The organism is Streptomyces sp. NPDC102441 (assembly GCF_044765585.1).
Lineage (GTDB): Bacteria > Actinomycetota > Actinomycetes > Streptomycetales > Streptomycetaceae > Streptomyces.
Map to the genome: position 1 here is coordinate 1 of NZ_JBIWKH010000020.1, position 23,254 is coordinate 23,254.

The window sequence follows — 23,254 nt, forward strand, 5'->3', positions numbered from 1 at the left end:
CTGATTCGCTTTCCAGTTCTTCGCTTTCGCGTTTCCCTTTCCGGCGAGTCCGACTCTATCAGATCCTTTCGGGCCTGATTCCCAGTCAGCGGGGGTCGCCGTCCCGGCCCTTGGGCCGTTCCGACGCTCAAACTCTAGCGGATTCTCCCGGCGGCTCATAATCGAGCTTTCGAATTGAATTTCGGCATGCCGAAATTCTCCCCGGTGGGAGATCGTGCTGAGTTTGGTTGCCGCATTCGCGGCGGGATCGGCTGCCGCAGAACCGTATCGGGTCCGTGACAACTCGAAGAACCTTACGGATGCGAGGGAGGGGTGTCAAGCCCCCCTGGGAGGGGCGTCAAGCCCCCCCCTGACTGCCCCGTCGCTGACCGTCAGCCCAGGTCGGTGAGCCGGCCGCCGGCGTCCGGCTGCTCGTGTTCCACCCGGCGCAGGAGCCGGATCAGGATCTCGCCCAGCGCTCCGCGCTCGTCGCCCGAGAGGTCCTGGAGAAGGTCCTCCTCGAAGGTGGTGGCCATCCGCATCGCCTCCAGCCACTTCGTACGGCCCTCGTCGGTCAGCTCGACGATGACCCGTACCCGGTTGTTCTCGTCCCGGTCCCGCGTGACCAGGCCTTCACCGGCCATGCGGTCGATGCGATGAGTCATCGCGGCAGGGGTGAGCCCGAGGCGCTTGGCGAGCTCGCCCGGCCCCAGCCGGTACGGGGTGCCGGACAGCACCAGGGTCTTGAGGACCTCCCACTCGGCGTTGCTGATCCCGAGGGTGGCGACCTGTCTGCCGTAGGCGACGTTCATCCGGCGGTTCAGCCGCCCCAGCGCGGAGACGATCTGCTCGACCTGCGGGTCGAGGTCCCGGAACTCGCGCTGGTAGGCGGCGATCTGCTCGTCGAGGCTCGGCTCCTGTAGCTCGGGCTGCTCGGTGGTGTCAGACATGGCGGGCAGTATCGCACGCTCTTCATCGCCCTCGAAGTCCTTCAGAGTGAAGACTTCAGCTTCTAACTTTAGTGCTAAAGTCTACGAGTCTGTGTTCTTAAAGGTTCTTTCTGTCTTGAGGTAGGTGAGCGTGACCAGGGAGATGGGTGCAGCGCTGCGGCGGATCCAGTTGGGGAGCGCGCTGAGCGCGTTCGGCCTCGGATTCACCGTTCCGTATCTGTACGTCTACGTGGCGCAGGTGCGGGATCTGGGTGCCGGTACGGCAGGTGTCGTGCTGGCTGTCTTCGCCATGGCGGCGCTGGCCGTACTGCCGTTCACGGGCCGCGCCATCGACCGGCGCGGCCCCCTGCCGGTGCTGATCGTCGCCGCGGGTACGGCCGCCGTGGGCGCGTGTGCCCTGGGCCTTTCGAACGGCGTGACGTCCGCCGTGCTCTCCGCCGCGGTCCTCGGGGCGGGCACCGCCGTCATGCAGCCGGCCCTCGCGACGATGCTGGTGTGGTGTTCGAGCGCAGCGACCCGTACCCGTGCCTTCGCGATGCAGTTCTTCCTGCAGAACCTCGGGCTCGGCATCGGTGGCCTGGTCGGGGGCCAGCTGGTGGACGTCGGCCGGCCGGCGAGCTTCACCCTGCTGTTCCTCATCGAGGCGGCGATGTTCCTGGTCCTCGGCGTCGTCGCGGCCACGGTGCGCATGCCGCGTGCCCCCTCCATCGGCGACGCTGTGCCCGACGACGGCACGACGCCCAAGGGCGGGATGCGGGTCCTGCTCTCGCACAGGGCCATGGTGCAGCTGTGCGTGCTGGGCTTCGTGATCTTCTTCGCCTGCTACGGACAGTTCGAGTCCGGCCTCGCCGCATACGGCACCGAGGCCGCCGGCATCGATCCGTCCACCCTGGGTGTCGCGCTGGCGGCCAACACGGCGGTCATCGTCGTCGCGCAGTTCGTCGTGCTCCGTCTCGTGGAGCGTCGGAGGCGCAGCCGTGTCATCGCGTGGGTCGGTCTGATCTGGGCCTTCGCCTGGATCGTGGCGGGATACGCGGGTCTCGGGCACGGCAGTCAGACCATGGCGACGGCCGCGATGATCTCGACGTACGCCCTGTTCGGACTCGGTGAGGCGATGCTGTCGCCGACGGTGGCGCCGCTCGTCGCGGATCTGGCGCCGGAGGCCATGGTCGGTCAGTACAACTCGGCGTTCGCCCTGGTGAAGCAGCTGGCCCTGGCCGTCGGGCCTGCCGTGGGCGGGCCCATGGGGGCGTCACTGCACGGGCCGTACATCGTGACCTTCGTGCTGTTCTCGCTGGGCATCAGCGTGCTGGCGCTCAAGCTGGGCCGCCGGCTCACTCCCGTACAGGACAAGCCGTCGCTCGCGGCGGTGCCCTCCCGGGTGGTCGCCGTGTCGGTGCCGGAGAGCGAACCGGTCACCGCGCCCTTGGGATAGGTCAGCCGGGGAGCGCGAATTCGCACCAGACCGCCTTGCCCCCTCCGGGGGTACGGCGGCTGCCCCAGGACGAGGCGATGGTCGCGACGATGGAGATGCCCCGTCCCGCCTCGTCGGCGGGTTCGGCGCGGCGACGGCGCGGCAGGTGGTCGTCCCCGTCCGTCACCTCGATGATCAGCCGGCGGTCGGTCCTGCGGAGGCCGAGGCGCATGGGCGGGGTGCCGTGCTGGAGGGAGTTCGCCACGAGCTCGCTCGCGGCGAGGACCCCCAGGTCGCAGAGTTCCACGGGGAAGCGCCACGACGCCAGGACGCCCGTGGCGAAGGCGCGGGCCCTGGGGGCGGCCTCGATGCCGCCGAGCAGTTCGAGTGAGGCGTTGTGGAAGAGCTCCGCGCTCGCTCCCGTGCGGGCGGGGTGCTGGACGACGAGGACCGCCACGTCGTCGTCGTGCTCCGCGGTGACGCCCAGGGAACGGATGAGCCGGTCGCAGACGACCTGGGGCGAGCCCTTGGCGCCCGACAGGGCGCGCTCCAGGGAGGCCACGCCCTCGTCGATGTCCTCGCTGCGGCGCTCGACCAGACCGTCCGTGTAGAGCACGGCCGTTGAGCCGGGCGGCAGCGGAATCGTCCCCGAGGTGTGGACCCATCCTCCCGTGCCGAGCGGCGGACCCGTCGGGTCCTCGGCCCGGTGCACGGTGCCGTCCTCGTCGCACACGAGGATCGGGAGGTGCCCGGCGGAGGCGTAGACGAGGTGCCCCTCGTTGGGGTCGTGGACGGCGTAGGCGCAGGTCGCGATCTGGCTGGCGTCGATCTCGGCCGCGAGGACGTCGAGGAGCTGGAGCACCTCGTGCGGGGGGAGGTCGAGGCGCGCGTAGGCGCGGACGGCGGTGCGCAGCTGGCCCATGACGGCGGCGGCCCGCACCCCGCGTCCCATCACGTCGCCGATGACGAGCGCGGTCCGGCCGGCGCCCAGGGTGATGACGTCGTACCAGTCGCCGCCGACCGCCGCGTCCGTGCCGCCCGGCTGATACGTGGCGGCGATGCGCAGGTCGTCCGGCTGTTCGAGGTCCTGCGGGAGCAGGGAACGCTGGAGAGTGACGGCCGTTTCCCGGTGACGGCGCTCGCTGGCGCGGAGCCGCTCCGCCGCTTCGGCGTGGTCGGTGACATCGGTGGCGTAGACGAGGACGCCCGCCTCACCGTCCGGGTCGCCGGTGGCCACGGGGGTGCAGGTCACCGTGTACGAGCTGCCGGACAGGACCTTGCGGGACTTGACCGTACGAGGGGTGCCGCTGCGCAGGACCTGGTCCATGAGGGGCAGCAGGCTCAGCTCGGCGAGCTCGGGCATGGCCTCGGCCGCGGGTGCGCCGCAGGGGCGGTCGCCGAAGGCCGTCGTGTAGGCGGCGTTGACGTAGGTGATGCGGTGCTCGGGGCCGTGGAGCAGCGCGACGGGAGCGGGGAGCCGGCCGAGGAGCTCGCGGGCCGGCATGGCCTCCAGCGAGGGCCCGGTGGCGGGGACGGGGTCTTCCGCGGGGTCGTCCGGTGGCGTGGCCGCGGTCTTCGGCCGTACGGACTCGGCGCGGGCGGCGGGTACGGAACTGTGGTCGTCCCGCGCCGCGGCTCGACGCTGCGTTCCGGGAAGGCGGGCGCTCCAGCGCGTGAAGTTCACGGAATTTCTGGCCTCGTGTGTCGGTCTGGTCCGCTCGGGCGAGCTGCTTCTTCTGCTGGTCCTGTGGCCGGTGGCCCCCTGCCGGTCCTCATGCCGGGCCCGGGCGCCGGATCCGGGCCGCCGGGAACGCGCGGCCCGGCCGATTCATGCTGTTGGTCTTCACTGCCGGTCACTGTAGGTGACTACCTGCCGGGTGACTCTGCGCAGGTGCGGGCCCACCTATGGTCACACGCCCAGTGTGACCGACCGTACTGACAGTTGCCGTACGGCAGTCGGTCCATCCGCTGAACTGCGGTTCCTCCCGAGGGGTATGGGTGCGCGGGGAACCGCGGGTCAGCCGGACGTGTCCGGTGGCCTGCCGTCCTTCGGCGGCGTGTCTCCGGGAGGCCCCGGGTGCGCGTGTCCCCGGGCGGCGAGGGCGAATTCGGCACGCGGGTGTTCGAGCGAGCCGAGGGAGACGATCTCCCGTTTGAAGAGTCCGGCCAGGGTCCACTCGGCAAGGACACGCGCCTTCCGGTTGAACGTGGGTACGCGGCTGAGGTGGTACACGCGGTGCATCAGCCAGGCCGGATATCCCTTGAGCTTGCGCCCGTAGACATGGGCGACGCCTTTGTGCAGGCCGAGCGAGGCCACGGATCCGGCGTAGGAGTGCCGGTAGTCCTCGGCCGGCCGGCCGGCGAGCGTGGCCACGATGTTGTCCGCGAGGACCTTGGCCTGGCGCACCGCGTGCTGGGCGTTCGGCGCGGTGTCCGTGCCCGGCTCGGACGAGGTGAGGTCCGGAACGGCTGCCGCGTCACCGGCCGCCCATGCGTGCTCGGCGCCGTCGACGGAGAGCGTGGTGGTGCAGCGGATCCGGCCGCGCTCCGTGAGCGGAAGATCTGTGGCGGCGAGGATCGGCGCCGGTTTGACGCCGGCGGTCCACACCAGGGTGCGGGTCGGGAAGCGTGAGCCGTCGCTGAGGACGGCGACCCGGCCCTCGCAACTGTCCAGACGGGTGTCGAGCCGTACGTCGATGTTGCGGCCCCGCAGCTCTCTGACGGCGTACCTGCCCATCGCCTCGCCGACCTCGGGCAGGATGCGCCCGGTCGCCTCGACCAGGATCCACCGCAGGTCCGAGGGCTTGATGTTGTGGTAGTACCGCGAGGTGTAGCGGGCCATGTCCTCGAGTTCCGCGAGCGCCTCCACACCGGCGTAGCCGCCGACGAAGACGAAGGTGAGGGCCGCGTCGCGGATGGCGGGGTCCCGGGTGGCGGAGGCGATGTCCATCTGTTCGATGACGTGGTTGCGGAGCCCGATGGCTTCCTCGACGGTCTTGAAGCCGATACCGAACTCGGCGAGACCGGGAACCGGCAGGGTGCGTGACACGGATCCTGGCGCGAGGACGAGCTCGTCGTACGGGATCTCGAGGGCGCCCGTGCCGTCCTCGCCGGTGGCGAGCGTCGTGACCGTCGCGGTGCGCTTGGCGTGGTCGACGCGCTCAGCCTCGCCGATGACGATCGTGCAGGCCTTCAGGACCCGGCGCAGGGGCACGACGACATGACGTGGCGAGATCGAACCGGCTGCCGCTTCGGGCAGGAACGGCTGATAGGTCATGTAGGGCTCGGGCGTGACCACCACGATCTCGGCCTCGCCGCTTTTCAGTCTCTGTCGCAGCTTCCGCTGGAGACGCAGCGCGGTGTACATCCCCACGTAGCCGCCGCCGACGACGAGAATGCGCACACTTGGCCGGGTGCCGGGGGGTGCCCCCCGGGAATCTGGTGCCATCACCATCCCATGACGCAACGGAGTCCGGTGTTTGTCCACAGGCCCGGCAAATTGTGTGACCGGAGCACTTCGATCACCTGGCGTCCCCCGGTGCCCACCGGTTTCCGGAGTTGTGCAGGTCAGGTACAGCGGGAGGGCGGAAGCGCAGGGGTCGAATCAGGGTCCAACCGGTCCTTGCTCCGATCGGGGGGCGCTCCGTGCGGAACTACCCCCTTCTGAATTGACCCGGGCTCAACTATGTTCGTACCCGGTCGGGGTGTCGGAATCGGACGAAGGTCCACACGCCGGCTGTTACGGCGGGGAAGTCTCCGGGGGGAGACGTCATAACCGGGGGAAGTTATGCACATTCAGGATTTGCATGGGCCGAGCGCTGTCGCCTCTTCCAGTGAGGACCACGGGCGCCTGAGCCCCGTGGGAGCGGTCGGTACGGTCGCGGGGGCAGGAACGACGGGCGGCACCGCCCGCTCGGCGCCGCTCCGCGTGGACGCACAGCGCAATCTCGAACACGTCCTGCGCGCCGCGCGTGAGGTGTTCGGCGAGTTGGGTTACGGGGCGCCGATGGAGGACGTGGCGCGCCGCGCACGGGTCGGCGTCGGTACGGTCTACCGGCGTTTCCCGAGCAAGGACGTGCTGGTGCGCCGGATAGCCGAGGAGGAGACCGCACGGCTGACCGATCAGGCGCGCTCGGCCCTCGGCCACGAGGACGAGCCGTGGTCCGCGCTCTCCCGCTTCCTGCGTACCTCGGTGGCATCGGGTGCGGGCCGGCTGCTGCCGCCGCAGGTGCTGCGTGTCGGGGCGGAGCACGACGAGGAGTCCGGGATACCGGGCCCCGGCGCGGCCGACAGCGAGACACGCGTTCCGCACCAGCGGCAGGGAGCGGCACAGCCCGGCCTCCGGGTGGTCGACGGGCATTCCGCCGGCGAGGAGACCCTCGACGACGACCCGGGGGCGGCCGAGCTGCTCGAGGTCGTGGGCAGGCTGGTGGACCGGGCCCGTGAGTCGGGTGAGCTGCGGGGCGATGTGACGGTGGGCGATGTGCTGCTGGTCATCGCCACGGCGGCACCGGCTCTGCCGGACCCCGCTCACCAGGCCGCCGCTTCGGCCCGGCTGCTGGACATCCTGCTGGAGGGGCTCCGCTCCCGTTCGTTGTAGGTGCCGCGAATCCCGTGCGGTGCACCCGCCCCGGCGCAGACGCTCCGGCGCGGGTGTGCCGCGGGCCGGAGCGTAGGCGTCGGCCGGCGGGACGCGGATGCCGCCCGGACTCCCTTGTGTATAAGGGCCGTTGCTCCTGCCCCGTCGCGGTGATGTCACCCCCGGGGTGAAGGAAGACACCCCGGACGAGTGGTTGCTCCTGCTCCAGGGTTCGTCGCGGCGTTGCTCTGTGGCACTGTTGCCCCGGTATTCAGGCCGACCCGCCCCCATGTGCCGGTCGGCCTCAGGGTCCGAGGGTGCATACGGGGGCTTCCGCGATGAGCGGTGAAGCACAGCAGGAAGAGCCGTCCGACGGTGCGGCTCGGCCGGGCGATCCGGCCGAGGGCGGCACCGTGCTGCCGGGGCCGTGGCCGCCGGCGTCCGCCGAAGACGGCGCGCCGTCGGATCCCGGCGCGCGGACCGATGCCTCGTACGCGGTCCCTCTGCAGCGCGAGGGACGCACCGGATCGGCCGATCCCGGCCCGTCCGACGCACAGTTGATCCAGGGGATGCGCGCCGGCGACGACGAGGCCTACGAGGAGCTGTTCCGGCGTCACTCCGGTGCGGTGCGCCGCTACGCCCGCACGTGCTGCCGGGACGCGCACACGGCCGACGACCTGACGGCCGAGGTGTTCGCCCGGACGCTGCAGGCGGTGCGTGGCGGGAAGGGGCCGGAGGAAGCCGTCCGGGCCTATCTCATGACGGCCGTCCGGCATGTCGCCGCCGCGTGGACGAAGAGCGCGAAGCGTGAGCATCTCGTCGACGACTTCGCGGTGTTCGCCGCGCAGGCCACCCGCTCCGCCGAGCTGTCGGAGGCCGACACCCTCGATCTCGGCGCCGATGTGCTGGCCATGCACGAGGCGGACCGGTCGATGGCCATGCAGGCGTTCCGCAGCCTGCCGGAGCGCTGGCAGGCCGTGTTGTGGCACACCACCGTGGAGGAGGAGTCGCCGAGCGCGGTCGCCCCCCTGTTCGGTCTGACGGCCAATGCCACGGCGGTGCTGGCCGTCCGGGCGCGTGAAGGGCTCAAGCAGGCCTATCTGCAGGCCCATGTGAGTCAGTCGCTGACGGCCGGAGGCGACTGCGCGCGGTACGCCGACCGGCTCGGCGCCCATGCCAGGGGCGGCCTGCGGACCCGGGCGGAACGCGGGCTGCGCAAGCATCTGGACGAGTGCGCGAAGTGCCGGATCGCCGCCGGTGAGCTGGACCGTGTGAACGCGGGCATTCCGGCGCTGCTTCCGGTCGCCGTCATCGGCTGGTTCGCCGCGGGCTATTCGCTCAAGGCGGCCGGCATCGTGGCGGGCGGCGCGGCGGGGGCCGCCGGGGCCGGCGCCGCCGCCGCTGCCACCGGCAGCGCGTCCTCCGGGGGGAGCACCGCGGGCGGGGCCGCCGCGTCGGAAGGGCTCGGTGCTCCGATGAAGGCGGGGATCGCCGCCGCGGTGGCCTTGGCCGCCGCCGGTCTCGTGTGGGCCCTGGTCGGCGACGACCGGCCCGCGCCCGAGGAGAAGCCGGTGGCCAAGCCGCCGGTCGCGGCACCCGCCGCACCCACTCCCCCGCCGGAGCCGGCGCCGAGCCCGCAGCCGCCGACCCCGCCCGCCTCACCCGCACCGGCACCACCACCCGCCCCGGAGACGACACCGACCCCGGCCCCGACGCCGCCCCCGTCGAAGAAGCCGACGCCTCCTCCCACGCCGACGCCGACCCCGGCACCCTCCGCCCCGAAGGAGCCGCCGCCGCCCGCGCCGGAGGTCTACCAGGTGAACGAGCTGGCGTACTCCCTCACGGGTGATCACACGGGTCCCGAGATCCTGCTCGGGGAGAGCCGCGGTGTGTTCTGGCAGCGCCAGGACCTGTCGATCGCCTCCACGACGTACGCCCATGGCGTGACCGCCCCCTCCACCTCGTCGGTGACCGTCCAGCTCAACCGGATGTGCACCCGCTACGAGGCGGTCGCCGGGGTCGACGACCTGACCCTGGGCCTCGGCGCCGCGCGCTTCTCCGTGTACGACGGTGAGGGTGCGCGGCTGTGGCAGTCGCCCGTGGTCCGTGGTGGTGAGCCCGCCGTGCCGGTGAGCGTCGGTATCGAGGGCACGCAGACGCTCAGGCTCGTCGTGGAACCGTCGGGGCCGCTCGGCGGGGCCGCACTGGCCGACTGGGCGGATTCGCGTATCAGCTGCCGCTGAGCTCCTCGGCCGCGTCGGTCAGGAGGCCGGGTCCGAGCTCCTCACGCAGCCGCTCCGCCACGGTGGTCACCTGGGCCTCCTCCATGGAGCGGGGCCGATGCGGCGGAGTTCGGGCCGGCGGCCCACGAAGGAGGTCAGCCGTGGGCGGATGTCACCCTCGGCGGCCACGGATCGTCCGGGGGCCGCGCGGGGGGCTCACCGGCATCGAGAAGCTCCCGGTGGAGCGTGGTGAGCTCCGGCCCCGGATCGGTGCCCAGACCGTCGGCGCTGTTGGTGCGCGGCGAGCCACGCCCAGGATCAGATACCGCACCTGCCCACTGTGTCCCGGCGGGCGCCCGCCCGTTGCGGCTACGTGCCCCGCTACGACTGCAGTGTGCGGCGGGCCGGGACGACCCCGCCCGCCACCGCCCGCTGCCGTGGTGCCGCGGTGCCGGTCCAGCAGGTGCCCCGGCGCGTGACCAGGCGGCGGAGCCAGAGTTCCGTGGACGCCAGCTCGGCCAGGCCGTCCAGGGGGAGGGGCTCGCCCTCCGAGGCCGCGCGCAGCGCCTTGCGTACGACGCGTGCCTCGACCAGGCCCGCGTCAGCGAGCAGCGGGGCGTCGAAGAGGGCGATCAGGTCCGGAAGAGCGGTACGCAGGCCGATGCGTCCGGCCGCGGTCGACGTGGCCTGTGACGGGGTGCCCCAGCCCGGCGGCAGGTCATGGATACCGGCACCGGCGAGGACCCGGCGCAGGATCGCGGCGCGGGCGCCCGGCTGGACCCGCAGCGATTCCGGGAGGGCGCGGGCGGCCCGTACGACCTGGTTGTCGAGGTACGGGGCGTGCAGCCGCTGGCTGCGGATCTCCGAGGCCTGCTCCAGGATCCGTTGGTCGGCCGCGTGCCGGGCCAGCGCCGCGCGGGCCCTGGCCTCCCCCGGGCGCTGGACGGAGGCGGGCCGGATGGCCGCCTCCTGGAGGCGAACCGATACTTCCGCGAGTGCCTCCCCGGTGAGCCAGCGCGCGGCCGGTCCCGGCCTGGACCAGGCGAGGGAGGCGAGCGAGGCGCCCGCCGGGGTGGCGAGGTCGGGGGCGTCCCGATTGGCGTCGGGCAGCAGGGACGCCGCTGTTTCGAGCCCGGTGCGGTACGACGTACGGGCCAGCCGGCGGGCGGCCCGGTAGACGGCCACCGGGACGAACAGAGAGTGCGCGGAGGGCCCTTCGGCCCTGGCGAGCGCGGCGACGGGCCGCAGGATGTGGCGTCTGCGCCGGTCCATGAGGAGGTCGGCCAGCCGTGCCGGGTGCGCGTCGAGGACCTGCCGCGCGCCGTGGCCGACGAAGTGGTCCGCGCTGCCCGCGGCCAGCCGGCGCCTGTGCCGTTCGGCGACGACGAGGGAGGGGGCCGGCTCGTCGGTGAGCGGGCCGTTCTCGAGCGACGCGTACGGCAGGGCCTCCTCGCCCGCCGCCACGACCACATGGTGCAGGCGGGGGTTGGCCGCGATGACCCGGGCGCGCTCCAGCTCGTCCTCGCGGCCCTGCGTGGAGAGGTCGTTGAAGGTGACGGCGAGGAGCCGTTCGCCCGCTCCCGAGCCATGGCCCAGCACGGTGCCAGGCAGCCCGGGAAGTCCTGCGGCCAGGAGGGCGAGTGTGGCGGAGGCGCTGCCGCCCGAGAGATCCGCGCCGATGCCGGGGACGGGCGCCCCTCGGGCCGCGCGGCGTTCGGCGGGGCCCATGCCGGGGACGGGTCCGGGGTCGGGCGGCATGGTCTCCGGGGCGTGGCGCGGGGCTGTGAGCCGTGCGCGTACGGCATCGACGAGCGCGTCCCGTACCCCTTCGACCGCGCTCACCGGATCGGTCTGGGCGGCCGCCACGGCGAGGGAGGCCACCGCCTCGTACCCGGTGATCTCGCGCGAGCCCTCCCGGAGGATCAGCGCGTGCCCGGGCGGGATCCGCTTCACCCCCTCGTACGGGGTGCCGTCGCCCAGCGCCTCCGGGGTCTCGGGGCAGGCCAGCAGCGCGGCGAGGTGGCCGATGTCCAGCTGCGCCTCGATGAGGTCGGCGAGCGGGAGGGCTGCGGTGGCGTACGCGGTGCCGTTGGCCCAGGGTGTGTGGAAGACGGGGCGGGCTCCGGCGAGGTCCCCGGCGACGGTGATGCGGCGGCCGATCTGCACCACGGCCGTGTAACTGCCGGACCAGGCGGTGAGATGGCGCAGCGCTCCGCCACGGGCCGCCAGCAGCCCGACGCGGAGCTGTTCGTCGGTGGCCCCGCAGCAGCCGAGGACGGCGAGACGGGTGGTGGGCGCGCCCTCGGGGGTCGCGGCCGTGATGACGCGGATCTCGTCGGGGCGCCAGTCGCCCACGGCCCAGAGCGGATCCGGGTCTCCCCACAGGAGTTGGGAGCCCACCGGATGAACGGTGCGCCCCTCCGCGTGGTTGCCGACCGCACCCACGGTGCCGAAGCTCGCGGCGATACTGCTCCACCCCACCAACCAACGCATCGCCGCCTCCACAGGCTGTGGACGAACCGGCGTACCAGGACACGGGAACGCCGTTGCGGACATGCTGCCACGACAACGGCGCCCGGGAGGGGGTACGGGCGGCGCACACCGGATGTGCATGCGCCCCTGGCAAGAGCCTGGCCACGGCTCCGCGGGTTCCTCCACAACGGAAGTGGAGCTTCCGGGAGTTGTGTCGACCGGCCCCGGACGCGGCACCTGCCGCGGCGGGGCCACGGAACAGACGCAATCAGGCCATAGTCGGGCGGCTCCGCCTCGCTCCGCCCGACCGGCGCTATTCGGCCATTCTCGGATCGCGAGGAAACCGGGTGTTTCGCTCCGGGCGGCCACCGAGGGCGCATCCCCGGAGGGCTCCCCCCGGGCCCCGGCGGGTCTTCCCCGGAGCCACCGCGACAGTCCAAGTTCCTCGCCCAAGCGCTGCGACGTGCGGGCCGGCGCATCCCCCCGGTGCGCCGGCCCGCACGTCCGCTTCTCCGAACCCCGCCCGTGCGGCGCACAGTCCGGGAGGTGTTCATCACCTCCCGGACCGGTTCGCCGCCCGCGGGGATTGGGGCGGCGGTCTCCCCCAGCCCGTCGAGTCCAGTTCGGCGGGCCGACCCACGCGAGATCCATCGAAGCGCTCGCACACCGGCCGGACCAGAGCGCACGGCCGGGCGCACGGCCACACATCAGGAGCACGGCGCTCACAGCCCGCACCACGCGGACAACATTCCCGCCATACGGAGGTCTGCCCCTTAACGGTGGGGATGCGGCGAACTACGCTGGGTTTACCGATGTTCTCAGCAGGGCGGCATATTCCACGGGGCTCGGCCAAATGAGTGTGCGGCCGGAGTGCCCGGGACCGTACCTGGGGAGAACACGGTACGAATGCCGCGCGCCTGACGGTGACGCGGCGGCCGTCTGTGTGTCGAGGGGTGGCGCATGTCCAGGGAGCAACGCGGGCCGAACGAGAAGCTCGGCACGGTTCTCGCCCTCGCGGGAATCAGCAACGCCGGGCTCGCCCGGCGGGTCAACGACCTCGGAGCACAGCGCGGTCTGACTCTTCGTTACGACAAGACGTCGGTGGCCCGGTGGGTCGCCAAGGGCATGGTGCCGCAGGGCGCGGCGCCCCATCTCATCGCGGCGGCGATAGGGGCCAAACTCGGCCGTCCCGTCCCGCTGCACGAGATCGGGCTGGCCGACGCCGATCCGGCGCCGGAGGTCGGTCTGGCCTTCCCCCGCGACGTGAACGAGGCGGTCCGGTCGGCGACGGATCTGTACCGGCTGGATCTGGCGGGACGCCGGGGCGGCGGGGGGATCTGGCAGTCGCTGGCCGGTTCCTTCGCGGTGAGCGCCTATGCGACCCCAGCGTCCCGCTGGCTCATAACCCCCGCCGATCCGTCGGTCGCACGGGACCCGACGGCCGCCCGGGCCGCGGTCCTCGGCCCGGACGGCGCACCCGGGGCGCAGGGCGGGGTGCCCGTCCAGCCGGGCCCCGACACCGCGGGCGGGGCGGACGGACCGCTGCTGCGCGTCGGCCACAACGATGTGACCAAGCTGCGCGAGGCCGCCCAGGACGCGCGCCGCTGGGACTCCAAGTACGGCGGCGGCGACTGGCGTTCCTCCATGGTCCCGGAGTGCTTACGGGTCGACGCCGCGCCCCTCCTGCTGGGCTCGTACAGCGACGAGGTCGGCAGGGCGCTCTTCGGCGCCTCCGCCGAGCTGACCAGGCTCGCCGGGTGGATGGCTTTCGACACCGGCCAGCAGGAGGCCGCCCAGCGCTACTACATCCAGGCGCTGCGCCTGGCCCGGGCCGCCGCCGACGTACCGCTGGGCGGGTACGTCCTGGCGTCGATGTCCCTGCAGGCGACCTACCGGGGCTTCGCCGACGAGGGCGTGGACCTCGCGCAGGCCGCCGTCGAACGCAATCGCGGACTGGCCACCGCCAGGACCATGAGCTTCTTCCGGCTGGTGGAGGCGCGCGCCCATGCCAAGGCCGGCGACGCACCGGCCGCGGGGGCCGCGCTCCGGGCCGCCGAGAGCTGGCTGGAGCGCTCCCGGGCCGGTGACTCCGACCCGGCGTGGCTCGGGTTCTACTCGTACGACAGATTCGCCGCCGACGCCGCCGAGTGCTACCGCGACCTCAAGGCGCCCCGTCAGGTCCGGCGCTTCACCGAACAGGCCCTGTCGAAACCCACTGACGAGTTCGTCCGCTCCCACGGGCTGCGGCTCGTCGTGTCCGCGGTCGCCGAGCTGGAGTCGGGCAACCTCGACGCGGCCTGCGCGGCGGGGACGCGGGCGGTGGAGGTGGCAGGACGCATCTCTTCGGCGCGCACCACCGAGTACGTACGCGACCTGCTGCACCGCCTGGAGCCGTACGGGGACGAGCCCCGCGTGGCCGAGCTACGGGAACGAGCGCGTCCGCTTCTCGTCACCCCGGCATGATCCGAACCAGAGGCCCTGAGAGCCACCGGTACGCCCCGGTTTCGCCGGTTCCGTGAGCGGCACGCCCCGCCACGCAGACGCCGTCCCTGGTTTGAGCCCGTTGTCAGTGGGTCAGTGCACTATCGGGGTGGGAGGTGGCGTGATGATGACGCACGCGGCGTACGACTGCGATGTGCTGGTGATCGGTGGCGGAATCGTCGGTCTGTCGGCCGCGTACGCGATCACGCGCACCGCGCCCGGCACCCGGGTCACGGTGCTGGAGAAGGAGTGGGGCCCGGCCAGACACCAGACCGGGCGCAACAGCGGGGTGATCCACAGCGGCATCTACTACCCGCCGGGCTCGCTCAAGGCGCGCTACGCGGTGCGGGGCGCGGCCGAGCTGGTGGACTTCTGCACGGAGCACGGAATCGCCCACTCGGTGACGGGCAAGCTGATCGTCGCGACGGACAGCGGCGAGCTGCCCCGGCTGCACACCCTGGTGCAGCGCGGCCGGGCGCACGGCCTGCCGGTCCGGGAGCTCGGCCCCGCCCAGATCGCGGAGTACGAACCCCGGGTGCGCGGCCTCGCGGCGATCCGGGTCGGGACGACGGGCGTCTGCGACTTCACCGCGGTGGCCGTCCGCTTCGCCGCCGAGGTGAGCGGAGCCGGCGGGCAGATCCGTTACGGCGCGCCGGTCGTCGCCGTCGACCGGCGCCCCTGGGGCGTCGCGGTGCGCACGGCCGACGGCCAGGTGGTCAGGGCCCGTGTGCTGGTCAACTGCGCCGGGCTGCACAGCGACCGGATGGCACGGCTCGCGGGTGACGACCCGGGAGCGCGCATCGTGCCGTTCCGCGGGGAGTACTACGAGCTGGCCAGGCCGGAGCTGGTGCGCGGGCTCGTCTACCCGGTGCCGGACCCGGCGTTCCCCTTCCTCGGGGTGCATCTGACCCGGGGCGTCGACGGCACGGTCCACGTCGGGCCGAACGCCGTGCCGGCCATGGCCCGCGAGGGGTACGGCCGGACGGACGTCCACCCGCGCGAGCTGGCCGCCACCCTGGCCTGGCCCGGCTCCTGGCGGATCGCCCGACGGCACTGGAGGTACGGGGCGGGAGAGATGCGCAGATCCCTGTCGAAGAGCGCGTTCACCCGGGCCGTCCAGCGTCTGCTGCCGGAGGTGACGGAGGCCGATCTGCGGCCTTCCCCGGCCGGGGTCAGGGCCCAGGCGGTCCTTCGGGACGGCACGCTGGTGGACGACTTCCTGATCCGGGACGCCCCGCACACCGTGCATGTGCTGAACGCGCCGTCCCCCGCGGCCACCGCGTCCCTGCCCATCGGGAGGGAGGTGGCACGACGTGCCCTGCTGCGGGCTCGCGCGACGGGGTGGGCGCCTCCCGCCGTAGAATCGGGTCATTGTGTCTGAGCCCCTGAACCCCACCCCAGAGACGCCCGGCCCCGCAGCGGAAGCGCCCGGCCCCACGCCGGAGAACGCACCCCCTGCCACGGACGACGCGGCAGCACTGCGCGCCGCCTCCTTCGAGCGCCAGCGCAGGCTGCGCCAGGAGCCCCGCTTCCCCGGCGGCCCGGCCGCCGACCCCGCGGGCTCGCACCACGAGCGCCGGATCCGCAGCTTCCAGCCCCGCCGCAGCAGGGTGACCGCAGGCCAGGAGGACGCCCTCCAGCGGCTGTGGCCCAAGTGGGGCCTGGACATCGACGGCAAGGGCGTCCTCCATCTCCCCACGCTGTTCGACGGCCTCCCGGTGGTCCTGGAGATCGGCTTCGGCATGGGCGAGGCGACGGCGCAGATGGCGGCCGACGCCCCGGACACCGGGATCCTGGCTGTGGATGTGCACACCCCCGGTCAGGGCAATCTGCTGGGTCTCGCCGACCGGGCGGGGCTGTCCAACGTCCGGGTCGCCAACGGTGACGCGATCATCCTGCTCCGCGAGATGCTGGAGCCGGCGGCGCTGGACGGGCTCCGGGTGTATTTCCCCGACCCGTGGCCCAAGAAGCGGCACCACAAGCGGCGCCTGATCCAGCCGGAGTTCCTCGACCTGGTGGCACAGCGTCTGAAGCCGGGCGCGGTCCTCCACTGCGCGACGGACTGGGAGCCGTACGCCGAGCAGATGCTGGACGTCCTGACGGCTCACCCGCTGTTCGAGAACACCCAGGCGGACGGCGGTTACGCCCCCCGGCCCGCGTTCCGGCCGCTGACCCGCTTCGAGGGCCAGGGACTGGACAAGGGCCACGTCGTGCACGACGTGCTGTTCACCCGACGCTGATCGGCCACGGCCCGTCACCCCGACCGACCGCGGCATGGCCAGGTGTCAGTGGCCCTCGTTAGGGTCGTCGGGTGTACCAGGGGTCCGTGCAGCACCAGCAGCCGGCGGTCCCGGTTCTCGAGGAGCAGCAGCTCGACGAGTTCCTGGGCGCCGTCCCGGAGCGAGGCCAGTGGCGTTACCGGCCCCGCCGCGTCGGCATGGTCTGGCGCAGCAAGGCGTTCCGCGCCGGCGCCGTCATCACCGTGCTCGCGCTCTGCGGTCTGGTGATCCTGGCCCTGGTCCGCCGGCAGACGGGCACCGAGGGCTTCCTGGTGGGGCTGGGGCTGGCCGTGCTGCCCGTGCCGATGCTGATGGCGGCGTTCCGCTGGCTCGACCGGGTCGAGCCGGGCCCGTGGCGCAATCTGCTGTTCGCCTTCTCCTGGGGTGCGTGCGCCGCCGCGCTCGTGGCGATCATCGCCAACTCCTTCGCGACCCGGTGGATAGCGACGGCCACCGCGGATCCGGGGAGCGCCGACACCCTCGGGGCCACGGTCGTCGCCCCCGTCGTCGAGGAGAGCGCGAAGGCCATCGCGGTCCTGCTGATCTTCCTCTTCCGCAGACGGCAGTTCGGCGGAATCGTCGACGGCATCGTGGTGGCCGGCTTCACCGCGACGGGCTTCGCCTTCACCGAGAACATCCTCTATCTGGGCAACGCCTTCGGCGAGGACCAGCAACTCGGCACGACGGGCTTCGCCTCCGTGACGGCGGGGACGTTCTTCGTCCGCGTGGTCATGTCGCCGTTCGCGCACCCCTTGTTCACGGTGCTCTCAGGGATCGGCTTCGGCATCGCGGCGCTCGGCGGCTCGCGCCACCGGGTGCGCCGGGTCGTCCTGCCCCTGCTCGGGCTCACCCTCGCCATGGGCATGCACGCCTTGTGGAACGGCTCGTCGGCCTTCGGACCGTACGGCTTCTACGCGGTGTACGGCGCGTTCATGGTGCCGTGCTTCGGGCTGGTGACCTGGCTGGCGGTCTGGTCGCGCCAGCGGGAGCTGCGCACGCTCTCCACCGAGCTGCCGGTGTACGCGGCGGCCGGCTGGCTGACCCCCGCCGAGCCGCTCGCGCTGGCCTCCATGCGGGCCCGGGGCATGGCCCGCGACATGGCCAGACACTGGAACAGCCACCCGGACCGGGCCCGGGGCAGGGCCGCGGCCCACACCGTCGCGGAGTACGAGTCGTTCGCGACGTCCCTGGCCATGCTGCGCCGTAGGGCACGCCACGAAGGTGCGGGCCCGGACTTCGCCCTCCGCGAGCAGGAGTTGCTGCACCACCTGTGGCATCGCCGGGAGACCGCGGGGCCGGCCCTGACGTACGCGGCCCACGCGACCGGCCGGCTCCGCACCGTGCGGCCACCGGCCCCGTTGCCCCGTCAGTTCCCGTACGGCGCCCACGGCGGCCCGCCTGCGCAGCACCTCCCCGCGCCGCACCGGCACTACGGCGGCCACAACCCGTATCTGGAGGACGGCGGCCGCACCACCCCGCCCGGCTGAGACCTCCAGGGCGTCAGGCGGATGCCTCGGTGAGCTCCGCCAGCTCCGGCCCGGTCAGCGTGAGAGCGGCGACCGCCACCAGCGCGGGCAGCTGCTCGACCGTACGCGCGGAGGCGATCGGCGCGGTCACGGTCGGCTGCGCGGCCAGCCAGGCGAGGGCGACCGTGGCGATCTCGGCGTCGTGCTCCTGGGCGATCCTGTCGAGCGCCGTGAGCACCTTGCGTCCGCGCTCGGTCTCCAGGTGCTTGCCCGCGCCCTCGGCCCGCGCGCTGTCGACCGGCGTCCCCGGCCGGTACTTGCCGGTGAGGAAGCCCGAGGCGAGTGCGAAGTACGGGACGGCGGCGAGTCCGGCAGCGGCCGCCGTGTCCTGGAGCGCGCCCTCGTAGGTGTCGCGCGATACGAGGTTGTAGTGGGGCTGCAGCGCGACGTAACGGGCCAGGCCCTCGCGCTCGGAGAAGTCCAGGGAGGCCTGGAGCCGCTCGGGGCTGATGTTGGAGGCGGCGATCTCCCGCACCGTGCCGGCCTTCACCAGCTGGTCGAGCGCGGTGATGATCTCCTCGACGGGGACGCTCTCGTCGTCGAAGTGCGTGTAGTAGAGGTCGATGTGGTCGGCCCCGAGCCGGCGCAGGGACGCCTCGGCCGCCGCCTTGACGTTGGTGGGCGAGAGGCCCTTGTACGAGGGATGGGCGCCGACCTTGGTGGCGATGACGACATCGTCGCGGCGGGAACGGGCCGCCAGCCACTTGCCGATGAGGGTCTCCGACTCACCGCCCTCGTTGCCCGGGACCCAGGCGGAGTAGGAGTCGGCGGTGTCGATGAAGTTGCCGCCGGCCGCCACATACGCGTCGAGGACGGCGAAGGTCCGGTCCTCGTCGGCCGTCCAGCCGAAGACGTTGCCGCCGAGGGAGAGGGGGAAGACCTGAAGGCTCGAAGAACCGAGCGAGCGCAGAGATGTCATACCCAGGCACAACCAGTCGGCTGAAGCGACTATTCCGGTTCGCCTGGGGCCCGGCGGGGCTCCGCCCGTCGGCGTCGCGTGCCGCACAGCCCGACGGGCCCGGACCGACGGCCGGGACCGACGGCCCTGACGTCGGGGGGTGTGCGTCAGGGCCGCCGGGGTTCCGGTGCGCCGGGCACGACGTCAGGGCTCGCGCGTACCGGCGTCAGGGGCTCGCCGGGATCAGATCGAGAGGCCCTTGCCGCGCAGCCAGCTCATCGGGTCGATGCCGGAGCCGTCCGCGGTGTGGATCTCCAGGTGGAGGTGCGGGCCGGTGACGTTGCCGGTGGCGCCGACACGGCCGATGGTCTCGCCGGTGGTGACCTTCTGGCCGGCGGTGACGTCCATCGAGGACTGGTGGCAGTACCAGACCTCCGTGCCGTCGTCGAGCTCCAGGACCGTGCGGTAGCCGTACGAGCCGGACCAGCCGGCCGACTTCACGGTGCCGCCGTGCACGGCCTTGACCGGCGTGCCGGTCGGAGCCGCGAAGTCCAGCCCGGTGTGGTAGCCGGACGACCACATCGAACCGGCCTGGCCGAAGGTCGAGGTGATGGTGTACGAGGAGGTCGGGATGGCGTAGCCGGCGGCGAGCTTGGCGAGGCGCTCGGCCTCGGCCTTCTTCTTCGCCGCCTCTTCGGCCGCCTTCTTCTTCGCGGCGGCCTTCGCCTCGGCCTCGCTCTGCTGCTTCGCCGCCTCGGCAGCGGCGGCCTCGGCCGCCGCCTTCTCCTCCGCGGCCTTGGCCTCGGCGTCGGCTCCGGCCTGCTGCTGCTCGGCCTGCTGGAGGATGCGGGCGCGGAGCGCCTCGCCGGCGTCGGTGGTGCCCTTCTCGGCCTCGGCGGCGGTGATGCCCGCACTGGTCAGCGGGGCGGACGCGGCGACCGTCTCGTGGTCCGAGCCGGCGTCGTCGGACATGAACGCGCCTACGCCGGGAAGGGACTTGGCGTCGGGAAGATTGTCCGCGATGGAATCGGGAAGAGAGATGGAGACCGGGGGCTTGCTCTGCGCGGTGGCCATGCCACCCGCACCGACGGCCGCGATGACGCCGACGCCGAGGACGGTGGAGCTACGGGCGAGACCGCGCTGCTTGGCTACGCGGTGCCGGCCGCGTACGGGACGGACGGACTCCTCGGTGGGGTTCCATTCATCCCATGTCCTGTCCTCATCACCGAAGCTGTCGGTCCTGAAGGATGACGGGGCCTCGGGGGCAGGCTTGTTGGACGCCACGTGGGCGCACTCCTTTCCTTCCTTCTCGCCTACCGGGTTAGCTGACGGGTTCGGAGCAGGAAGGTCTCCTACGGGCCCCTTCGCCTCTCGCGAGACACAGGTGTCCGATTCACCCCATGTAGGTGGTTCCCCGGTTCCCTTGCGGAATTCGGCGCTGCGCGCGGCGTCGTCTCTGGCGACGACAGGTACAACCGCGCTGCGTTATCGAACGTTAATAGACACCCGGGTCCGATTCCAAGCTGTTCCAGCAGATCAGTCACCACTCTGGCCTGGACTTTCAGGGACCGAACGGTCGCAAACGGGCGAGTTGAGCGGCACTTGCCCGGTAGCCAGTTTCTGACGGTGCGTCAAATGTTATGCGGAGCGAGGTCCTTCGACTACCGACCGTCGCGACCGGTCATCCACGATCCCGCCCCACGATCTTCACCGTCGTCCGCCGCGCCTGCTGGCCCGGCGCGGGTCGGCCGACCGCGAGGAGCGCCAGGTCGTCCGTCGACCGGCCCCCGGTGTGCAGCCGTACGTCGTCGGTGAGCGCGGACAGCAGTTCGTCGGGCCCCGGGAAGAGTCGCCCGCGCAGCCGGGCCGCCGGATCGTAGAAGACGCCCTTCGCGTCCCGCGCCTCGGAGAGCCCGTCGGTGAACGCGAGGAACATCGACCCGGCCGGCAGCGTCCACTCGTCCGACCGGTCGGGCCAGGCCCCCAGCCCCATGCCGAGCGGCAGGGCGGGCACCGACGGAGCCAGCACGTCCAGCGCCCCGTCCGCGTGCAGCACGAGCGGCTCGGGGTGCCCGCGGTTGATGATCCTCAGGGTGTCCGAGCCGGCCGGGATCTCGGCGAGGACAGCGGTGACGAACCCCTCCATGGAGTCCAGCCCACCCCGCCTGGAGCTCTCGCGGGCCAGCGCCCGCTCCAGACGCTGCACGACCCCCTCCAGCGACCGCTCCTGCTCGGCGGCCTCCCGGAACGCCCCGATCACGACGGCAACCGCCGCCACCGCGTCAAGCCCCTTGCCCCGTACGTCCCCGAGGACCAGGCGCACCCCGTACGGGGTGTCCGCGACGGCGAACAGGTCTCCGCCGACGAACTCGTCGGCCTGGGCTGCCTCGTACCGTGCCGCGACCAGCAGCCCGCCGATCCGGTCCTCGGGCGTCGGGAGCACCGCACGCATCGCGGTCTCCGCGATGACCCTGGCCGAGGCCAGCTGCTCGGTCCTGCGGCTCACGACGCGGTTGATGACGAGGGAGAACGCGGTGACGGTGCACAGGGTGAGCAGGTCGGTGAGCGGAACGACGTCACCGAGCGCGCCGTCCGAGATCCGGATGGCGAGGGCCACGAGGATCGCGGCCCCCCCGACACGGATGGTGCCGGCCATCGAGAAGAACGGGGCCGCGATCAGCGAGGCGGCGGCGAAGAGCGGCACAGCGGTGACCTCGGCAGGCGTCACGAGGTCGAGGACCAGGCCGGCACAGATCATCAGAGCGGGCAGCACTCGCACGAACCGCCGGGAACGGGCGTTCCCCACAACGCTTCCCCGCCGTCCGTCCCGCTTCCCCACCTGTGCGCTCCTGCCCGGTCCACCCACGGGTGCGGACGGTACCGCGCCCCACCCAGGCTGGCCGGAGCCGCGCCGAACGGCGACTCGTCATCGGCCAAAGGGAGGAGCGCGCCGGAGCCCCCTGCCCTCCGTCGGTCAGTCGGAGAGCCGGTGCTGCGCGTAGATCGTCAGTGCGTCCCGTACGAAGACGGCAGTTCCGTCCCCGTGGCGATCGTAGTTCCTCCCGAAGCGAAGATCGGCGACATACATCTCCCCGATGCCGGTCACATACGCGCGCGTGGGCTTCATGGTCACCGAAAGCCACTCGCAGTGCCGTCGCGCGATGTCCTGCACCTCCTCGCCGCCCGCCTCCAGGCCGGCGGACCGATGACGGCATACGACTGAGGCCCGGATCCTTGGAAGGATCCGGGCCTCAGTCTTTCAGTAGCGGGGACAGGATTTGAACCTGCGACCTCTGGGTTATGAGCCCAGCGAGCTACCGAGCTGCTCCACCCCGCGCCGTTGTGATTGCAACTCTACGGCATCCGGGACGGTGCTCCGACCACTTATGGCCGCCCCCCGTGACAGGGGGCCCCGAACCCCCGACATGACGCCTCAACACAGGGCGCTCATCCCGGAGTTGGCACCGCACCCACGCAGGGGAACACCTCAGCTGGGCCGAACCCACGCCCTTGAGGCGCTCCGGTCGGGCGTCATCGCCGGCATCGACCCCGCCCCGGCCAGGGCCGCGGCTCTGCGGGAATGGGCCGTACGCTACTGGGAGGCCCTGCACCCGCACTCCACGGGCGGCGGCTACGTGAACTTCCTGGGCACCGGCGAGTCCGAGGGCCGGGTCCGGGCCACCTACCGCGGCCACCACGACCGCCTCGCGGAGATCAAGCGGTCCTACGACCCGCACAACCTCTTCCACGCAAACCAGAACATCGAGCCCGCACCGGCACACCGACCGTGACGCCGGGGTCGCAATACCGAGGGAAAGCCGTGCTGGGAGGGTTACAGTCTGCATGCACCGCAGATGTCCGGAAGCCCCCGGAGCGGCGCGGCACCGGTAGCGGCATCGCCGTACCGGTCGGGACCGGTCCGGCATGTACCGCAGTGATTCGGTCACGGGGCTCTCACCGCACACCTACGTACAGGACACCTGAGATGACCGACACCCCTGCCCGCACGACCCAGCGGCACTCCGACGGCGCGTCCACGGCGACCGCCGACACGGGCACCGCGGCTCCGCGGCCCACACCGCAGTACGCGGGCCTGTTCATCGAGCCCGACCTGCCGCCGGTCGCCGACGAACCCGAATGACCGGGCGGCCACCGGCCCGGGTGACCGGCACCGAGTGACCGGTCCGGCCGCGCGGTCGTTGGGAGACCATGCGCATCCGTATCGGCGTGGTCGTCCTCGCAGTGGTCCTGCTGATCGCCGCGTACATCTCGAACATCCCGTCCGAGGCCGAGACCGAGGCGGCCTGCCGGCGGGCCCTCGACAACACGTCGACGTGGGCCGAACGGCCGGACGTCTGTCTGGACGTGCCCACGGAGACCTACCGGACGTTCCTCCTGATGTACGAGCTGCGGGAGGAGGGCCTGGACTGAGGGGAGGGGCGGGCCCGGGGTCC

Annotated in this window: 17 protein-coding genes, 1 tRNA gene, 1 pseudogene and 1 riboswitch; of the genes and pseudogenes, 10 read left to right on the plus strand and 9 right to left on the minus strand. The window is 72.3% G+C overall.

Annotated features, from left to right (window positions below; translation table 11 throughout):
• Positions 1-371: 371 nt before the first annotated feature.
• The gene (locus tag ACIREO_RS34335) at positions 372-929 is read right to left on the minus strand and encodes a MarR family winged helix-turn-helix transcriptional regulator (protein ID WP_030123185.1); all 558 of its coding nucleotides are present in this window, start codon (positions 927-929) and stop codon (positions 372-374) included.
• Positions 930-1,071: 142 nt separating this feature from the next.
• Between ACIREO_RS34335 and ACIREO_RS34340 the strand changes: the two genes are divergently transcribed.
• Entirely contained in the window at positions 1,072-2,364 is a 1,293-nt protein-coding gene (locus tag ACIREO_RS34340) for an MFS transporter (protein WP_404117824.1), read from the plus strand.
• A 1-nt stretch (position 2,365) separates the two neighbouring features.
• Here the strand turns inward: ACIREO_RS34340 and ACIREO_RS34345 are convergent, their stop codons facing one another.
• Together ACIREO_RS34345 and ACIREO_RS34350 are read right to left on the minus strand one after the other, a co-directional pair.
• On the minus strand, positions 2,366-4,027 hold the full coding sequence (locus tag ACIREO_RS34345) for a SpoIIE family protein phosphatase (RefSeq protein WP_404117525.1): 1,662 nt from the start codon (positions 4,025-4,027) through the stop codon (positions 2,366-2,368).
• 333 nt (positions 4,028-4,360) lie between these two features.
• A complete protein-coding gene (locus ACIREO_RS34350) occupies positions 4,361-5,746 on the minus strand; it encodes an NAD(P)/FAD-dependent oxidoreductase (RefSeq protein WP_404117527.1) in 1,386 nt (461 codons plus the stop codon).
• A gap of 384 nt (positions 5,747-6,130) precedes the next feature.
• Between ACIREO_RS34350 and ACIREO_RS34355 the strand changes: the two genes are divergently transcribed.
• Together ACIREO_RS34355 and ACIREO_RS34360 are read left to right on the plus strand one after the other, a co-directional pair.
• Positions 6,131-6,943, plus strand: coding sequence for a TetR/AcrR family transcriptional regulator (locus ACIREO_RS34355; RefSeq protein WP_404117530.1), 813 nt, complete (start codon positions 6,131-6,133; stop codon positions 6,941-6,943).
• A gap of 317 nt (positions 6,944-7,260) precedes the next feature.
• Entirely contained in the window at positions 7,261-9,165 is a 1,905-nt protein-coding gene (locus tag ACIREO_RS34360; protein ID WP_404117532.1) for a sigma-70 family RNA polymerase sigma factor, read from the plus strand.
• A 360-nt stretch (positions 9,166-9,525) separates the two neighbouring features.
• Here the strand turns inward: ACIREO_RS34360 and ACIREO_RS34365 are convergent, their stop codons facing one another.
• The gene (locus tag ACIREO_RS34365) at positions 9,526-11,637 is read right to left on the minus strand and encodes an asparagine synthase-related protein (protein WP_404117534.1); all 2,112 of its coding nucleotides are present in this window, start codon (positions 11,635-11,637) and stop codon (positions 9,526-9,528) included.
• 939 nt (positions 11,638-12,576) lie between these two features.
• Here ACIREO_RS34365 and ACIREO_RS34370 point away from each other — a divergent pair.
• The 4 genes from ACIREO_RS34370 to ACIREO_RS34385 all read left to right on the plus strand — a co-directional run bounded on the left by ACIREO_RS34370 (position 12,577) and on the right by ACIREO_RS34385 (position 17,863).
• Complete coding sequence (locus ACIREO_RS34370) at positions 12,577-14,079, plus strand: sporulation protein (RefSeq protein ID WP_404117536.1); 1,503 nt, start codon at positions 12,577-12,579, stop codon at positions 14,077-14,079.
• Positions 14,080-14,221: 142 nt separating this feature from the next.
• Positions 14,222-15,478 (plus strand): L-2-hydroxyglutarate oxidase, encoded by a 1,257-nt coding sequence (gene lhgO / locus ACIREO_RS34375; protein ID WP_404117539.1) that lies wholly within the window; start codon positions 14,222-14,224, stop codon positions 15,476-15,478.
• Positions 15,471-16,337, plus strand: a complete 867-nt coding sequence (gene trmB, locus ACIREO_RS34380; protein WP_404117541.1) for a tRNA (guanosine(46)-N7)-methyltransferase TrmB — start codon at positions 15,471-15,473, stop codon at positions 16,335-16,337. The genes lhgO and trmB overlap by 8 nt, the downstream gene beginning before the upstream one ends.
• A gap of 71 nt (positions 16,338-16,408) precedes the next feature.
• Complete coding sequence (locus tag ACIREO_RS34385; protein ID WP_404117544.1) at positions 16,409-17,863, plus strand: PrsW family intramembrane metalloprotease; 1,455 nt, start codon at positions 16,409-16,411, stop codon at positions 17,861-17,863.
• Between the two features lie 13 nt (positions 17,864-17,876).
• On the opposite strand, the gene ACIREO_RS34390 is transcribed toward ACIREO_RS34385, so the two are convergent.
• From ACIREO_RS34390 to ACIREO_RS34410, 5 genes and pseudogenes are all read right to left on the minus strand, one after another.
• Complete coding sequence (locus tag ACIREO_RS34390; protein WP_404117546.1) at positions 17,877-18,821, minus strand: aldo/keto reductase; 945 nt, start codon at positions 18,819-18,821, stop codon at positions 17,877-17,879.
• Between the two features lie 222 nt (positions 18,822-19,043).
• The gene (locus ACIREO_RS34395) at positions 19,044-20,084 is read right to left on the minus strand and encodes a M23 family metallopeptidase (protein WP_404117548.1); all 1,041 of its coding nucleotides are present in this window, start codon (positions 20,082-20,084) and stop codon (positions 19,044-19,046) included.
• Between the two features lie 11 nt (positions 20,085-20,095).
• Positions 20,096-20,248: riboswitch (cyclic di-AMP (ydaO/yuaA leader) on the minus strand.
• Between the two features lie 233 nt (positions 20,249-20,481).
• Positions 20,482-21,639: a PP2C family protein-serine/threonine phosphatase gene (locus ACIREO_RS34400; RefSeq protein WP_404117551.1), complete on the minus strand. Its 1,158-nt coding sequence runs from the start codon at positions 21,637-21,639 to the stop codon at positions 20,482-20,484.
• 135 nt (positions 21,640-21,774) lie between these two features.
• Positions 21,775-22,011, minus strand: a pseudogene (locus ACIREO_RS34405) (TipAS antibiotic-recognition domain-containing protein); the annotation flags it as partial.
• A 52-nt stretch (positions 22,012-22,063) separates the two neighbouring features.
• Positions 22,064-22,137, minus strand: a tRNA-Met gene (locus ACIREO_RS34410).
• Positions 22,138-22,225: 88 nt separating this feature from the next.
• Here ACIREO_RS34410 and ACIREO_RS34415 point away from each other — a divergent pair.
• The 3 genes from ACIREO_RS34415 to ACIREO_RS34425 all read left to right on the plus strand — a co-directional run bounded on the left by ACIREO_RS34415 (position 22,226) and on the right by ACIREO_RS34425 (position 23,231).
• A complete protein-coding gene (locus ACIREO_RS34415) occupies positions 22,226-22,591 on the plus strand; it encodes a BBE domain-containing protein (protein ID WP_404117553.1) in 366 nt (121 codons plus the stop codon).
• 194 nt (positions 22,592-22,785) lie between these two features.
• Positions 22,786-22,941 carry a hypothetical protein gene (locus tag ACIREO_RS34420; protein WP_404117556.1) on the plus strand — a complete coding sequence of 52 codons (156 nt, stop codon included), beginning with the start codon at positions 22,786-22,788 and terminating at the stop codon, positions 22,939-22,941.
• Between the two features lie 68 nt (positions 22,942-23,009).
• Complete coding sequence (locus ACIREO_RS34425; RefSeq protein ID WP_404117558.1) at positions 23,010-23,231, plus strand: hypothetical protein; 222 nt, start codon at positions 23,010-23,012, stop codon at positions 23,229-23,231.
• The last annotated feature ends 23 nt before the right edge of the window (positions 23,232-23,254 follow it).